The organism is Flammeovirga sp. EKP202 (assembly GCF_014534745.1).
Lineage (GTDB): Bacteria > Bacteroidota > Bacteroidia > Cytophagales > Flammeovirgaceae > Flammeovirga.
The window spans coordinates 81,784-97,438 of record NZ_JACVVP010000003.1; the positions used below are offsets into that span (position 1 = coordinate 81,784).

Sequence of the window (15,655 nt, forward strand, 5' to 3'; positions counted from 1 at the left end):
ACATGAGGTTTTTAATTTATGTCTTTCTATTTTCTTTTTCCATTTCGGTGGTTTTCGGGCAAGAGGAAGATATCGATGAGAAGTTATTGAAAGGGGCAGACTTTGTAATGCTAGAATCTGAAGAGGAACTGATTGTTGAATCTGAAGAAGAAATCACCTTTCATTGCCGTCAGAAATTATTGGTACTTAATAGTGACGGGAAGGAAAAAGTACAGTTGACTATCTATTATGATAACAGTGCGGAAATCACTCAATTGGAAGGCTCAATCAAGGAACCTGGGTATAAGAAACCTAAAAAGTTCAAGGATTCGGATGTTTTGGATTATGCGACTAGCCCTTATGCGGGTTATGTGACGGATAATAGAGTAAAAGTCATCTCACCCGTTATCACCCGTTATCCAGCAGTAATAGAATATGAATATACAAAGAGCTACGATGGAGGGTTTGTATATCCAAAATGGTATCCTGTTCAATATTACAGAGAAGCAATCCTCTCTTCTGAGTTTACGGTCCGTGCACCAAAAGGAATGAAGTTAAGAATCCGAGAACTTAATACAACTCCTTATACTAAAAAGGTGGTTGGAGATAAAGAAGTTTACCAATGGAGTTTAAAAGATTATTATCCTAAAAAGAAGGAATACAAGAGCCTGCCTTTTACCTCTATTTTTCCTAATGTATCAGTTCAACCTTACAGCTTTACTTATGAGGGAACAAAAGGCAATTTAGAAACTTGGTCCAACTTTGGAGATTACATTGTAGGACTAAATAAAGGAACAAGGGATCTTTCTCCTGAAGTGATTGCTGAAGTGCAAGAGATGACGAAAGATGCAGCGAATGATTTAGAAAAAGCTCAAATAATTTATGAATACATGCAGGGTAAAACGAGGTATGTAAGTATTCAATTAGGTATAGGAGGTCTAAAACCATTCAATGCAAGTGAGGTACATGAAAAAGGATATGGCGATTGCAAAGGGTTATCGAATTATACTTACAACTTGATGAAGGCTGTTGGTATAGATGCTCGATATATCATTATTAAAGGAGGGAGAAAGTACACAACTGTTGATGAAGAAATGGTGGGGTCACAATTTAATCATGCTATTTTATGCCTCCCAGATATTGTAGACCAAGATACCGTTTGGTTAGAGTGTACTTCTCAAATGAGTCCTTTTGGTTATATTGGAAGGTTTACGGGAAATAGGAAAGCATTAATAATAGAGGAAGGAAATAGTAAGCTAGTTCATACAAAACAATATACGGCAGAGGATAACCTTCAAGAGAGAAAAACGGTTGTTAAACTAAAACAAGATAAAAGCGTTTGGATACAAACTCACTTGACCGCTAAGGGTTTTCAATATGGAGAATATAACCGTTTAGAAAGAGAGTCTGAAGAAGATCTAAAGAAGGAGTTTTTGAAGAAATATGCACTTTCGGCTTCTGAGTTGGAGTCTATTGAAGTACATAATGATAAAAATTATCCAGACCCTACATTTACAATGGACTACACCATCAATGTTCGAAATTATAGTAAGATCGTCAATGGCGGTATGTCTTTTAACCTATTTCCTTATAAGGGTAGTTATAGTCAACCTAAAAGGTATCGTTCACGAAAAACTGATTTTGTCATTGATTACCCTTATACGGATGTGGATACTGTAGATATTTATCTTTTAGAAGGAATGATACAGAAAGCATTGCCAACAGCCCAATCGTTAGCGTCTGAATTTGGTAATTACTCTACATCAGTAGTCAAAAATGGAGAGAATTGTATTCGTCTTATCAGAACCTTGACCATCAAGAGAGGAGTTTATGCTAAAGAAAAATACGGTGATTATTATAGCTTTATGAAAGAGGTAAGATCGTATGATTCAAGAGCACCATGGATGAAATATTCTCCAGACTATAAGGACGATGAAGACGATTTGTAGTGATAACTTCCTATTAAATACAAACGAGGTCATTTTGATTTGATTCAAAATGACCTCGTTACTTTATATAAATGATCCCTTACAGGTTTTTAGATTTCATCTAAAAGTGCAATTGTTGTACGACGGTTTAATTGATGTTCTTCCTCCGTTTGTGCATTGAATTCAACAGGAAGAAGTTCCCCATACCCTTTTGCTTCCAATCGTTCTGGATCAATACCTCTACTCACAATATATTCAACGGCTGCTTCAGCTCTTTTTTGTGATAATTTTAAATTATATTTTTCAGAACCTCTATCATCGGTATGAGAACCCAATTCAATAATAATATTAGTATGTTGCTTTAAAAGTGTTACCAATTTATCTAGTTCTCGAGCAGCGTCAGGTCGAATTCTATAATCATCAAAATCATAAAAAATATTGTTCAAGGTGATTTCGCCTTCTTCAATTAATTCATCATAGAAATCTTTCGTCAATTCGACTTCAGACTCTAAAGTCCAGCTGACTATTTTTTCGGGAAGGTCTTTGATGTCTTCTTGATCCACTTCCTTATCAGCAGTAGTATAATACACGGAATCTTGGAAATATTTTTCTTTATCACCCATCAAAATATACTCATCTCCCATTGTCAACTGTGTCTTGAATTCGTAACGCCCCTCTTTATTGGAAACTACTTTTTCAATCAATTCCATTTCAGGAGTATATAACGTAACATCAACTCCTGCTAATAGGATTTGTGTAGTGTCTCTGACCGAAAATGCCGTACCAGCTAAGAAATATTTTACAGGTTTTAAAATAGGAGTTTGGTCTGAGAAGAAATAAATATGATCCGTAGCTGATCCACTTTCTCCTTCAACTCTGCTAGAAGTGAAAGCACCAAATCGTTTTTCCATAAAAACAAGACCGAAATCATCAGCAGAGGAGTTAAAAGGCTTACCCATATTTCTAATTCTGATTTTCTTGTTTTTACGAGTGGCCTCAAAAAGGTCTAATCCGCCTAAACCGGGGTGCCCGTCTGATGCAAAATACATTTTACCTGTTGGGGCCACAAACGGGAACATATCATTTCCTCTTGAGTTGATTTTTGGTCCCATGTTTCTTGGTTTACCCCAAGTGCCATTTGTATTTAACTGAGATCTATAGATATCAATACCGCCGTATCCACCTTTTCTATTGGAAGCAAAGTACAATGTTTTTCCATTGGTAGATAATGCGGGACTCGCATCCCAAGATTGAGGACTACTAATATTTAATATTTTTGGTTCTGTCCATTTTCCACCTTCCAACCTTGATTCATAAAGGTCTACTTCTTTGTAATTTTCCTTATGATGACCGCTATTACTTTTGGCAAAAATCATATAATTGCCTTCACGGTTGAACGTTGCCGAAGCTTCATGGAAATTAGGATTGTTGATTAAGCTGTCGAAGAAAGTAACGGTACCATTACAACTGTCAGCCTTGTCAAAAGTGTAGCGATATAGGCTGGAGTATCCTTCGCCAGTACCATGATAAACCGCATTTTTACTATCTCTTGTAGAAGCAAAAATCATATCTCCTTTTAAGAACATTGGAGAATATTCAGATGCTTCGGTATTAATAGCATCACACTTTGTGACTTCAATAAATGGATCTACCACTTTTGAAAGACTATCTACCATATCAATCTGCTTGATTTCATCTTTTGCTCTACGAATCAATTGACGGTCGTTTCCCTCTTTTGCATATCTTGAAAATAATTTTCTTGCCTTTTCATAATCCCCTTGCAGCTCTAAACCATAAGCATAATAGTAGTACATGTCCATGTTTTCATATCCGCTATCTTTCGCCTTTTTGTAATAAGGTAAGGCTTCTATCAAGCGGTTGGACAGACGGTATGCTTCAGCTATTTTAAAATAAGCTTCAGGTTTCTCCTTTTTGTATTTGTCTGAGGATACAATGTTTTCATATTTATGTATAGCAGGCTGGTATTCACCATTGTCAAAGTGCTTTTCTGCTACTGAAAGTGGAGAGGAACAGCTTCCGAAGAGGCTTGCGATTGATATTGCTATAAGAAGACGCTTCATATTTATTTAGGGCGTGCAATGGTTTGCTGAGGTTAGTAAAAAAAGACTACTGTATAGAAGTTAGGAGTTTGTTTACTTTTGTGCAAATATTGAGGTATAAAAATAGCCTTTATCCAAATAAAAATCTTGGATAAAGGCTATTTTTCAGAACAGAGATTTCACTCTATCACTCATTTATGCATCAATCTTTCCTTCAAAGACAGGAGTTGCTGGCCCTGATAGAATGATGTTGTCGTATTTTTTATCTTCCACTTTGTTGAAACCAACAGCAAGGTTACCACCTTTTACCCTTACAGCAATTGGTGAAGCCATTCCTTTTTCAATATTAGCAGCAATAGCACAAGCGGTTACACCTGTACCACAAGCTAAGGTCTCATCTTCAACACCTCTTTCGAAAGTATAAACAGTAAGTGCTTGATCACCTGTTACTTCAGCGAAGTTGACATTCGTGCCTTCTTCATTGAAACGCTCATTGTGACGGATCGCTTTTCCTTCTTCTACTGTATCAAAGTTTTCAAGAGTATTTTCAAAACGCACATAATGTGGAGAACCTGTATCCATGAAATAATGGTCAGCGTTTACCTCGATTTCACCCGGAGGGTTCATTTTTAAATGTACGGTATTGGATTCGTCCAACTCAGCTTCATGCTCACCATCTGCAGCCCAGAACTTTGTTTTGGTTTCGAATAAACCTAAAGTATGTGCAAAACGAACCGCACAACGACCACCGTTGCCACACATAGAGCCAAGGTGTCCATCTGCATTAAAATAAACCATATCAAAATCATACCCTTCCTTCAAGCGGATAAGGATAAGGCCGTCACCACCAATACCGAACCTTCTATCACATAAGAAAGCTACTTTTTTATAATCATTGATATCGAACTTATTTTCTCTGTCATCAATCATTACAAAGTCATTTCCTGCCCCTTGGTATTTCCAGAAGTTTATCATTTTGTTATCAGATTCTATGATTTATTATTAATTATTGAAAGGATGGGTGTGATTTTAAATTTATTCACAAGTTTAGTTCCTTTACACTACAAAAATATTGAGATAATTATTGAAAAAAAAGCAAATAATTGTAGATGTGTAGGTTTACCGATAAGAATTCAAACCGTAAGAGTGTTACTTTGATGTTAAATCCGTAACTTTCGTGGCAAAACAAACAGATAGAACTATGCATAGAATTGATGAATTATTTCAGAGAAAGAAAGAAGACGTCTTAAACATTTATTTTACAGCAGGTTTTCCGAAATTAGAAGATACAAGAGTAATTCTTAAAGCACTTCAAGACTCAGGTGTAGACTTGATTGAGATTGGAATTCCATTTTCAGATCCTGTAGCGGATGGCCCTACAATCCAAGACAGTAATCAAGTGGCTTTGGATGGCGGTATGACTATGCATAAGTTATTTGAACAATTAGAAGGTTTCAGAGAGGAAGTTCAAGTACCTGTAGTAGTGATGGGGTACTTTAACCCAATTATGCAATACGGTTTAGAAAACTTCTGTAGAGATGCTCAAAGAGTAGGTATTGATGGTATTATCGTTCCTGATTTACCAATGATTGAATACCAAATGAATTTGAAGGAAATGTTTAATGAGCACGGTATCCGAAACACATTCTTGATTTCACCTCAAACTTCAGATGAGCGTATCCGTGAAATTGATGATAACACTGAAGGCTTTATCTACATGGTATCTTCTGCGAGTGTAACTGGTGCTAAAACAGGTATTTCTGATGCTCAGGTAGATTACTTCAAAAGAATCGAAGACATGAACTTGAAAAACCCAAGATTGATCGGTTTTGGTATTTCAGATAATAAATCATTTAAGCAGGCGTCATCTTACGCTAACGGTGCCATTATTGGTTCTGCTTTCGTAAAATTGATCAAGGAATCAAAGGACTTACCTGCTGATATTAATACTTTCGTAAAAGGAATTAGAGGAGAATAATTTTTCTCTTTTTATAGATATAAAAATGCTATTAGGTTTTAGGCTTGATAGCATTTTTACATTTGATCAATTATATAATCTCATTCAATGAAATTCTTACCTTTATTTTTTAGCATACTATTGTTCTCATGTTCATTTGAAAAGAAAGAAATCCACTGTGAAGAGGTAATTTCTTTTCCTCAATATGCCTTTAGGGATTCTACTTTTACTCCATTTTATAATCAATTTATTTCAGATTCAGCTTATCAAATCGCTCATACTAAATTTCCGATATCAGGAAGCTATAATAGTTATGATGAGAAGCGAAAGTGGTCAAAGAAACAATGGCCAATGATGCGTTGGGACCTAAGAAATGAATTAAAAAATATGAAGGAGTCATATACTATTGCCGATCAAGATAGTATTGTTCTAAATGAGGAGAACGGAAAATTATTTTTTGGTATGTACTGCTTAAACTGTGGATTCTCATTTGAGATGGAATTTGAAAAAATCTCAAATGAGTGGTATTTGATTTATCGTCAAGAGAATAATTTTTAGATTGTACTTTCCCGAAACTGGTTTAAATCTTAAGCGAAAGCGTGATTTTTAGTATTGTTACATCTATAAGTCTTCAGACTTATAACAATTGGAAGCACAAGTGACGCTTTGCTGAACACTTGTGCTAGCTTAATATAGAGTAGAAGCAGACTTCTTAATTCTTCCCTTTTCCCTACAAAGAACCCCTTCTCTTCATCAAAAACGGAACCTTCACACTTTCCAACTTCTTATTAATAATCTGAAGAGCCGCAATTTTTCCCATATCTCTAAAAGATGCTGTAATCACAGTGATACCATCACCGCCAACCACTTCTTTTAATGGGGAATCATTATAAGAAATAATTCCTACGTCTTTGCTTAATACAAAATTATTGGCCTTACAATCTTTGACAATGTTGGTAAGGTCTTGATCATCTGTGCTTATGTATAAGGTGTCTTTTACGATTTCTCCTACATTAAATTGAGAAGTGACTGTATAAGGAATATTAAAGTGGATGCAGAAACGAACGAAACCAGACCAAATATCCCTCAATGACCTTGTACTGTCTTTTGCGATTACTAAATGGAGTTTTTCAAAGTTTAAGATGGGCTTGATATTTTGCTGTAGCGTATTGAAAATATCTTCAGAAAAGTCTTCATACACACTCGGTATTACTTTACTGAGGTTGTTTTCAGCTCTTCCCAAGAGTAATAATTTATGAGAAGGTAAAAGCTGAAGTGCTTTCTCTACATCAATATCATCTACTTGATTGAAAATTGGAATAATACCAAAATAATTGTAGTTGTTTTTCTGTTCAGAAATAATTTTTTTGAGATGTGAAAGACTACCATTATGTAAAAGGAGGTCTGTCTCTAGGTGGTTTTCTGAGGTTTTAACAAAGGATTCATAAAGTTTCTTTTTGGAGCTACTCATTTTGTTGAAGATGAGTAATACTTTCGCTTTCCCCAGAGAAGAATTACTCATGACAAAAGTACCCTTGCCTCTAACACTGATAATGTAATGCTCTTCCTTCAGAATTTTATATGCTTTCTCTATCGTATCTTTTGATACATCTAAATTAAAGATCAATTCATTGAAAGAAGGCATGCGGTCTTCTGATTTCAGGACGCCAAGTTTGATTAGGTTTTTGAACGTATTACTTAATTGAACATACTTCGGTACATTCTGTTTACTTTCTTCTTGAAAAACTGCCGTTAACTGTTCAACGTAATCCGTCATTGTTTATTTGGTAGGTGTTTATTGATAGTTGAGTGTTTCAACTCCATTTCGTTATGAGATGAAGTTAAGTAGAAATTTTCAAAAAGAAATAGAAAATAATATTCGGAGTATAAAATGTACTATTTTTTATACTTCGAATATTATTTTATCAAAATTATGCTAGAATCGTATCATTTTGAGGTGCAAAGCTTGTGAAACTATATTGATAATTTGATCGGATAGTTTCAGCAGTTTCGTCAAATAAGAAGAAAGAAGCCCCTAATACTGTCGTTTCTTTTTCTTGAATGGTTTGGATCTTCAAGTTCGTTTGATTTGACTTCAATTGATTCCAATAATCGTTTTTGGCACCACCACCTACAACAGTGATTTGCTCCACTTTGAAGTTACCTACTTCTTCCAAGATGCTTACCGCTTTTTTCAATTGCTTACTTAAGCTCTGCATACATGATTTGAAGATGTCTCCACGATTCGAAGAAAGCTCTAAAGAAGAAATGTTGATCGTTTGATCCGGCTGTAACTTTGGTTGATAAACGTCTTCTTCCAAATCAGATTTCATGGCTTCCGCAATCATCGTTTGGTATACCACATCATCAGCAAGGTCTGCAAAGAAAGTATTTTTCACCCATTCGATATTGGCAGATGCCATCCACTGAAGGCCGATGTTGTATTTTCCTTTGGCAGGGTCAAACTCTACCGTGATACCGTGCTCTGCTAATTCTGGTTTTAGGTTTACTTCTTTGGCTTGTACCATTAAGATTTCCCATGTACCCGAACTTAATACAGCGTTTGTCAGATCAACACCTGCACCGAATAAGGCAAACTGCGTATCGTGACCAATACTCTTTACAGGAATTCCTTCAGGAAGACCTAATAACTGAGCACCGCTTTGATTTAACTCTCCCACTTGTTCACCTGCATATTTCATCTCAGGGAAAAGGTCACGGTCTAAACCAATTTTATCTAAAATCTCTTGATCGAAATCTTGAGAAACTAAATTACATAATTGGGCGGTACCAGCCATAGTGTGGTCGGTGTAGAATTGATCCGTTAATTTATAACCAATCAAAGAAGAGATAAATAACCAGTGCTTCGCTTCTGAAATTGTTTCCGTTTGATTTTCCTTGTACCAGATCATTTTATTGATGGTATTAAAACTGAATGCACCCACACCTGTTTTCATCAATAACTCTTCTTTAGTAAAATATTTATCTATATTCTCAAGTACTGGAATGGTACGCTGACATTTCCATGAGATCACAGGACTTAATAATTGTCCATCTTGTCCTACAAAAGCACCATCAACTCCAAAAGTACTGATACCAATGCTCGCAATTCTTTTGTGATCTACTAATTCAATGACTTTTTGTGAACAAAAGCTCAATTTGTCCATAATCTCTTCTATATCCCAAATCGTATATTCCTCATTCGAAGGATCAGGTCTAGAATTATTGTTCACAGCGTATTTTGCTATTACTTGTCCGCTTTTATCAAGGATAATGGCTCTGATGTTTGTTGCTCCACAATCGAGAACAACGGCTAAATCTTTGGTCATAATAGAATAAATTTTAGAATGAAAAAAGGCTACCAAAATTGATAGCCTTTAGTGATGATAGTCTTCCTATTTATATAAAGGCCCGTAATTAGAGCAAGCTCTGTAATCGGCCCCTTCAGCATCCATTCCATGACCAGCCCATGAGCTAGGTCTGAAAACGTTGTTCGTATCCACGTTGTGCATACAAACTGGTATTCTAAGCATTGACGCTAAAGTGATTAATTCTTCGCCATAGTGACCGTAAGAGAATGCACCGTGATTTGCACCCCAGTTCGCCATTACTGAATAAACGTCTTTAAACGCACCTTCACCTGTTAATCTTGGAACGAACCAAGTAGTAGGCCAAGTCTCGTTTGTTCTTTGGTCTAATGCTTTGTGCACATGGTCAGGAAGATCAACACTCCATCCTTCAGCTAACTGAAGTACAGGACCGATACCTTTGATGATGTTGATTCTCGCCATAGTTACAGGCATTCCACCTTTTGTTAAGAACTGAGAAGAATAGCCACCGCCACGGAAGTACTCGTGTATGGCGGCAGGCCATTTCGTATTCAGTAAGCATTTTTCTTTTTCCTCTTCTGTAATTTCCCAGAACGGCTTCATTACTGGGTTACCTTCTGCATCTGATTGCTGACCAGTACCGTCTAAAGTAGCCGAACCTGAGTTGATCAAGTGGATCACACCATTACCTGCTAAACCTTCTAAACGCTCGCCAGTTACTCTTTCGATTGAGTCCGCAGACCAGAAAGTTCTAACGTCACAGAATACTTGTGCTTGGTTGGTCAATAGATATCCGAATAGCATTGAAACACCGTTTAAAGCGTCATTTTCTGTTGCCATCATGTATGGATTTCTAATACCATTCCAGTCGAACGAAGAGTTCAAGATCGCTTCCATAAAGTCACCGTTAGGTTGGAAGTCAGTCCATTGTCTTTGTCCTTGGAAACCAGCAGCAATTGCATTGTGACCTAAAGCCTCTTCACCAAATCCTGCCTCTTTTAATTTATCATTGCCTTGCATCAAATCTTTACAGATCAAAGTCATTTTTACAACTTTCTCCCAGATTTTTGCCTTTTCAGCATCCGTTCTCTTAACGCCGTCTTCGTTTAAGTCAACACCTTCCTCGCAGTATTCTTTTGTCCAAGCCAATGCTTTTTCATATTCTGCTTTATCGAAAATGTTTTCTTCAATACGTCTTGAGATTTCAGACATATCTACATATTCGTTTCTCATGCCAAGGTATTCTTGGAAGAAAGTCTCATCTACGATTGATCCAGCAATACCCATCGATACCGAACCAATAGAAAGATACGACTTGCCTTTCATGATAGAAACCGCTAAACCTGACTTCGCAAACTTCAATAATTTTGCTTGAACGTCAGAAGGAATATTGGTATCACCTGCTTCTTGTACCTCATGTGAGTAGATACTGAAGGCAGGAACACCTTTTTGTGAGTGACCCGCTAATGCTGCTGCTAAGTATACAGCACCTGGTCTTTCTGTACCATTGAATCCCCAAATTGCTTTAGGAATGTGTGGCGTCATATCAATTGTTTCACTACCATAGCACCAGCATGGCGTTACAGTGATAGACACACCTACGTTTTCTTTTGCGAATTTTTCAGCACATTCAGCTGCTTCTCTTACTCTACCAATTGTTGAATCTGCAATCACACATTGTACAGCTTCACCTGTTGGGTATTTTAGGTTTTCTTCTAAGAACTTCTGAACGGTTTTAGCCATTGCCATTGTTTGTTCTTCAAGGCTTTCACGAACGCCTCCTAGTCTGCCGTCAATTGTAGGACGGATACCAATCTTTGGTAAGTTAGATGCTGTTAAGATCATAATTGTATTTTATATATAGTTCCGATGTCCTCCTCAAAAACTTTGTATATGTTTTACATATACCCTTTTGATCAACATTTCATTTCAGATTTTTGAAGAGTTACCTATTGTTGTTTGTTTCGTGTTGATGATACAATTATAGAGGGCTGAAAATGAAAAGACAATGCAAACGTTTGCATTTTCACGCTTCAAAACGTATCATTGAGTATCAAATTCTATTCATGACTGATGAAAAAATCTAGAAAATCTACACTGACAGACTTAGCCAAAGCGATAGGAATGAATGTTTCTACTGTTTCAAGGGCACTAAATGACCATCCTAAAATCAGCAGTAAGACGAAAGCAAAAGTGAAAGCATTGGCGGAAGAGATGGACTATAAACCTAATCCATTGGCCCAAGGTTTAAAAAAACAGGATACTAAGACCATAGGTGTGATTTTTCCTACTTTTGATACCAACTTCTTTTTTAGAGTTTTAAAGGGGATCGAGAAAGTGATGCATGAAAAAGGGTATCAGATTATTATCTCTACAGCAGGTAACTCGGCTACACATGAAAAAGAAGCTTGTCAGGCTTTATCCTCTTATCATGTGGGCGGTATTATTATTTTCTTGTCTTATGATCACGAAGACCCTTCATTTTTGATTGATATTCAAGATGAAGGTATTCCACTCTTATTTATGGACCGTATTTATGAAGAGATTGATGCGAACTATGTGGTGAGTGATGATTTTAAAGGGATGTTTGAAACTGTTTCCGATTTTATAGAAAAAGGATTCAAGAATATTGTGCATATCAAAGGAAGTGAAGAAGTGTCTACCTCGTTTAGTCGTTTGCAGGGGTATCAAGAAGCATTAAGAGAGAATGGATTGGAAGTGAATCCTGATTTTATCATCAAGTGTGAACATGAATCTGAAGTGAAAACAGGTCTAAGGAAATTACTGTCAAAATATAGTATTGAAGACATTGACCTGATCACTTGTTATAATGACTACTATGCTTTCCAAGCTTTAGAACTTCTTAAGGAAAAAAATATTAGCGTTCCAGAGGATGTCTCATTGTTAGGCTTTGCCAATGACCCACTGTCAACTTACACTTCACCAAAACTTTCAACCATTAATCAACCTGCGGAACATATGGGAGTACAGGCTTCTTGTATACTTCTGGATGAAATTAATAAAAATAGAAAAGGAGAAAATTATCAGTATCAGACAAGCATGGTCAATACCTTTTATCTGAAGAGAGAAAGCACGAAGTGAGGGAAATCAGGGAAGAGGTGTTGATTTGAGGCTATTTAAGTAATTTAATATCGCAAGTGACGCTAACGCTTACCACTTGAAATATGGGAAGAAGCGTAAGTGTTTAACCTCCCTTTTCCATCAAATACAGGCTGATTTCTTCTTATAAAGAGTGATTTTTACACCTTGATAGAAATAGACAATTTATTGTTACTTTTCACACACTAACTCTTTTCTTACCTCAGTAGTTTTGGACTATTACTCGTGACTGCAACACAATTTTATTAATTTAAAAACATCTGAAATGAAAAGATATTTTATAGTATTCATGCTTTTTCTTTCATCACTTTTTGTCAATGCACAAGAGAAAGGAATGGATGAGCTTTGGGGAGAACAAACAACTCAAAAAGGAAAAGGTTTAGAGAAAGAAAGTCAATGGTATACGGATGCAAAATTTGCCATGTTTATTCATTGGGGGCTTTATGCACAAATGGCAGGAGAATGGGACGGTGAACATTATTTTGGAATTAATGAGTGGATTATGAAAAGAGCCGAGATTAATTCTGAAGATTATAAAAAGACAGCGAAGACTTTTAACCCTACAGAATTTAATGCAGATGCTATAGCACAATTAGCAGTGGATGCAGGGATGAAATATGTGGTAATTACAGCCAAGCACCATGATGGGTTTGCAATGTTTGATTCTAAAGTCAGTGATTTTACCATTACAAAAGCTACTCCTTATCAAAAAGATATTGTAAAAGCACTATCTGAAGCTTGTAAAAGAAAAGGGTTGAAATTTGGTTTCTATTATTCTCAGACACAAGATTGGATTGAAAAAGATGGTTATGGTAATACTTGGGAGTTTGATCCGGAAAAAGCAGACTTTCAAAAATATTTAACGAAGAAAGCATTACCACAAATCAAAGAATTGTTGACCAACTACGGTGAGATTGGATGTATCTTTTTCGATACACCTGGACCAATTCGTGAAGATCAAGTAGTTCAATTGAAAGAAATGGTAGAGAAGTATCAACCAAACTGTTTGATCAACTCAAGAATTGGGCAGGGATTGGGTGATTTCACTACGTTAGGTGATAATGAGATTCCAGCAATGCCAATGGATGGTCTTTGGGAGACTTGTGATACACACAATAATACTTGGGCGTATAGCAACTTAGATTTTAACTGGAAAACGCAAGATGAAATTGTACATCGTTTGATTGATGTATTGACTAAAGGTGGAAATTATTTATTTAACATCGGTCCTAAAGCAGACGGTTCTGTACCTCAGGTATCGGCGATGATTTTAAGAGAAACAGGACAGTGGATCAAGAAATATCAAGAAGCGATCTATGGAACAAAACCGCTTTACTTAGGTGGTCAGACGCAGTTCGCTTCTACTCAAAAAGGAAATAAAATGTATCTTTTTGTGAAAGAATGGCCTGAAAATGATGTATTGAATTTACCTCTTTTTGAAAATAAAGTAACAAAGGCTTATTTCTTAGATTCTAAAAAAGCTGTAGTGGTAGCCAATGAAAGTTTCAGTACTTCTATTACACTTCCATTAATGAAGCACGATCCAATTGCCTCAGTAATTGTTGTAGAATTTGAAGGAACTCCAAAAGTAGCGACTGACAAGGTGATCAACACTGGATTGGAAACAAAATTACTTCCACATGAGGCAGAATTAGTAAGTGTAGAAGAAGAGAAGAAAAGATGGATGGAGATCTTTGGAGACTGGCATTCAAAACCAATTTTGACGAACTGGAAAAAGAAAGGTAGTAAAGCGACTTGGGAAGTGGTCGTACCAGAACCGGGTATGTATATTGTATCTATTGATTATGCTTGTGATCAAGAGTCAGATATGCAGGAAGGTTTACTGACTGTCAATAATCATGCGTATAACTTTGTACCTACATTTAGTGGAGAAACCCCCACAGTGAAAAACCAGAAGGAAGTGAGAAGAATGAATATTTTCAAGCATAGAAAACTGGGTGTGATTCATTTTGATAAAGCAGGTAAGCAGAAAGTTTCAATTCAGTTGAACGATCAAGATAAGACAGGATGGATTCATCTAGCTTCTATTTCTTTTGTGCCGGTAGTTTCTTCATCTCATGTCTTGGAAAACTAAATTTAAGGCACTAAGAATAAGATTTAAGTAATTAAAATAATAACCAATCTAATATTTTGTATTAGCAGATGATTCCTAAGACTAAATCAATGGATGATAACACACTTTTGATTATTAAAGTACTATTAGAATTGTAATTGATGAAACCGTCAGTTTTATCAAAATAAAAGCAAAATTCAATTTTAACGTCAGCTCAATCTATTACAAATTGAGCTGATGTTTTTTTACTACTGATTTTTATGAAACAATATATTCTCGTATTTCTGTTTACTATCTTGAATGTAGTCCACGTATTTTCTCAAGATTTTTTTACTATAGACGAATCCATCAAAAGAGTGGTTTTTCTAGGAAACAGTATCACGTACTCAGGGAGTTATATTTCCTATTTTGAAACCTATTTTAGACTCAATTATCCTGATAGAAACATAGAATTTATCAATGTAGGACTACCTAGTGAAACGGTTTCGGGTTTATCAGAAGAAGGGCATGCCGATGGGGCGTTTCCAAGACCAGATCTACATGAAAGACTGCAACGAGTTTTGGATCAACTGAAGCCTGATCTAGTTTTTGCTTGTTATGGGATGAATGATGGAATTTATAAGCCGTATGATGATCATCGTTTTGCAAAATATAAAGAAGGAATGGAGTGGCTTCATCAAGAAGTGATAAAATCAGGAGCAGATATCATTCATCTTACCCCAGCAATTTATGACCCTATCAAAGGAGAAGCCTATTCAAAAGTATTGGATCTCTATGCCGATTGGATGTTGAGTCAACAATATACTGTCAATTGGAAAGTCATCGATATCCATTTTCCAATGAAAAAATATTTAGAAGAAGGAAGAGCGAAAGATCCTCAGTTTTTATTAGCCAATGATGGTGTACACCCCAATCAGGAAGGGCATTGGGTGATGGCATTACCTCTGATCAAAAAGTATAATTTACTCCATCAGAAGAATACAATAGTTCCTTACCAAGAGCCATACGGACTACTGAAAATTGCCAAAGTTTTTACATTAGTAGACCAACGTCAAAAAATAATGAAAGATGCATGGCTAAATCAGATTGGACACTTAAGACCAAGAATGAAGAAAGGATTGTCCATAGAAAAGGCAAATAAAAAAGCACGTAAGATTCAGGTAGAAATAGATCAGGAATTGTTGCCTTTAAAATAGTAGAAAACTTGC

11 protein-coding genes are annotated in these 15,655 nt (G+C 36.1%); 6 read left to right on the plus strand and 5 right to left on the minus strand.

The window, feature by feature from the left end; genetic code table 11:
- The first annotated feature begins 2 nt into the window (after window positions 1-2).
- Window positions 3-1,928: a DUF3857 domain-containing protein gene (locus tag IC221_RS02565; protein WP_188167456.1), complete on the plus strand. Its 1,926-nt coding sequence runs from the start codon at window positions 3-5 to the stop codon at window positions 1,926-1,928.
- An 89-nt stretch (window positions 1,929-2,017) separates the two neighbouring features.
- Here IC221_RS02565 and IC221_RS02570 read toward each other — a convergent pair whose 3' ends face one another.
- Both IC221_RS02570 and dapF read right to left on the minus strand, forming a co-directional pair.
- On the minus strand, window positions 2,018-3,988 hold the full coding sequence (locus IC221_RS02570; RefSeq protein ID WP_188167457.1) for an OmpA family protein: 1,971 nt from the start codon (window positions 3,986-3,988) through the stop codon (window positions 2,018-2,020).
- A 174-nt stretch (window positions 3,989-4,162) separates the two neighbouring features.
- Entirely contained in the window at window positions 4,163-4,942 is a 780-nt protein-coding gene (gene dapF / locus IC221_RS02575; protein ID WP_188167458.1) for a diaminopimelate epimerase, read from the minus strand.
- A gap of 226 nt (window positions 4,943-5,168) precedes the next feature.
- On the opposite strand from dapF, the gene trpA reads away from it, so the two are divergent.
- Both trpA and IC221_RS02585 read left to right on the plus strand, forming a co-directional pair.
- The gene (gene trpA / locus IC221_RS02580) at window positions 5,169-5,945 is read left to right on the plus strand and encodes a tryptophan synthase subunit alpha (RefSeq protein WP_188167459.1); all 777 of its coding nucleotides are present in this window, start codon (window positions 5,169-5,171) and stop codon (window positions 5,943-5,945) included.
- Between the two features lie 87 nt (window positions 5,946-6,032).
- Window positions 6,033-6,482 (plus strand): hypothetical protein, encoded by a 450-nt coding sequence (locus IC221_RS02585; RefSeq protein WP_188167460.1) that lies wholly within the window; start codon window positions 6,033-6,035, stop codon window positions 6,480-6,482.
- A 172-nt stretch (window positions 6,483-6,654) separates the two neighbouring features.
- On the opposite strand, the gene IC221_RS02590 is transcribed toward IC221_RS02585, so the two are convergent.
- From IC221_RS02590 to IC221_RS02600, 3 genes are all read right to left on the minus strand, one after another.
- Window positions 6,655-7,701: a GntR family transcriptional regulator gene (locus IC221_RS02590; RefSeq protein WP_188167461.1), complete on the minus strand. Its 1,047-nt coding sequence runs from the start codon at window positions 7,699-7,701 to the stop codon at window positions 6,655-6,657.
- Between the two features lie 154 nt (window positions 7,702-7,855).
- The gene (gene fucK / locus IC221_RS02595; protein ID WP_188167462.1) at window positions 7,856-9,253 is read right to left on the minus strand and encodes an L-fuculokinase; all 1,398 of its coding nucleotides are present in this window, start codon (window positions 9,251-9,253) and stop codon (window positions 7,856-7,858) included.
- A gap of 66 nt (window positions 9,254-9,319) precedes the next feature.
- Window positions 9,320-11,098, minus strand: a complete 1,779-nt coding sequence (locus IC221_RS02600) for an L-fucose isomerase (RefSeq protein WP_223241270.1) — start codon at window positions 11,096-11,098, stop codon at window positions 9,320-9,322.
- A 228-nt stretch (window positions 11,099-11,326) separates the two neighbouring features.
- On the opposite strand from IC221_RS02600, the gene IC221_RS02605 reads away from it, so the two are divergent.
- The 3 genes from IC221_RS02605 to IC221_RS02615 all read left to right on the plus strand — a co-directional run bounded on the left by IC221_RS02605 (window position 11,327) and on the right by IC221_RS02615 (window position 15,643).
- Window positions 11,327-12,355, plus strand: coding sequence for a LacI family DNA-binding transcriptional regulator (locus tag IC221_RS02605; protein WP_188167463.1), 1,029 nt, complete (start codon window positions 11,327-11,329; stop codon window positions 12,353-12,355).
- A 283-nt stretch (window positions 12,356-12,638) separates the two neighbouring features.
- Window positions 12,639-14,468, plus strand: a complete 1,830-nt coding sequence (locus tag IC221_RS02610; protein WP_188167464.1) for an alpha-L-fucosidase — start codon at window positions 12,639-12,641, stop codon at window positions 14,466-14,468.
- 239 nt (window positions 14,469-14,707) lie between these two features.
- Window positions 14,708-15,643, plus strand: a complete 936-nt coding sequence (locus IC221_RS02615; RefSeq protein WP_188167465.1) for an SGNH/GDSL hydrolase family protein — start codon at window positions 14,708-14,710, stop codon at window positions 15,641-15,643.
- The last annotated feature ends 12 nt before the right edge of the window (window positions 15,644-15,655 follow it).

Bases quoted from the DNA above. Each gene is read 5' to 3' on its own strand.
- IC221_RS02590 (WP_188167461.1), bottom strand. From the start codon at position 7,701: ATGACGGATTACGTTGAACAGTTAACGGCAGTTTTTCAAGAAGAAAGT.
- IC221_RS02570 (WP_188167457.1), bottom strand. From the start codon at position 3,988: ATGAAGCGTCTTCTTATAGCAATATCAATCGCAAGCCTCTTCGGAAGC.
- IC221_RS02615 (WP_188167465.1), top strand. From the start codon at position 14,708: ATGAAACAATATATTCTCGTATTTCTGTTTACTATCTTGAATGTAGTC.
- IC221_RS02605 (WP_188167463.1), top strand. From the start codon at position 11,327: ATGAAAAAATCTAGAAAATCTACACTGACAGACTTAGCCAAAGCGATA.
- IC221_RS02600 (WP_223241270.1), bottom strand. From the start codon at position 11,098: ATGATCTTAACAGCATCTAACTTACCAAAGATTGGTATCCGTCCTACA.
- IC221_RS02585 (WP_188167460.1), top strand. From the start codon at position 6,033: ATGAAATTCTTACCTTTATTTTTTAGCATACTATTGTTCTCATGTTCA.
- IC221_RS02610 (WP_188167464.1), top strand. From the start codon at position 12,639: ATGAAAAGATATTTTATAGTATTCATGCTTTTTCTTTCATCACTTTTT.
- trpA (WP_188167459.1), top strand. From the start codon at position 5,169: ATGCATAGAATTGATGAATTATTTCAGAGAAAGAAAGAAGACGTCTTA.
- fucK (WP_188167462.1), bottom strand. From the start codon at position 9,253: ATGACCAAAGATTTAGCCGTTGTTCTCGATTGTGGAGCAACAAACATC.
- IC221_RS02565 (WP_188167456.1), top strand. From the start codon at position 3: ATGAGGTTTTTAATTTATGTCTTTCTATTTTCTTTTTCCATTTCGGTG.
- dapF (WP_188167458.1), bottom strand. From the start codon at position 4,942: ATGATAAACTTCTGGAAATACCAAGGGGCAGGAAATGACTTTGTAATG.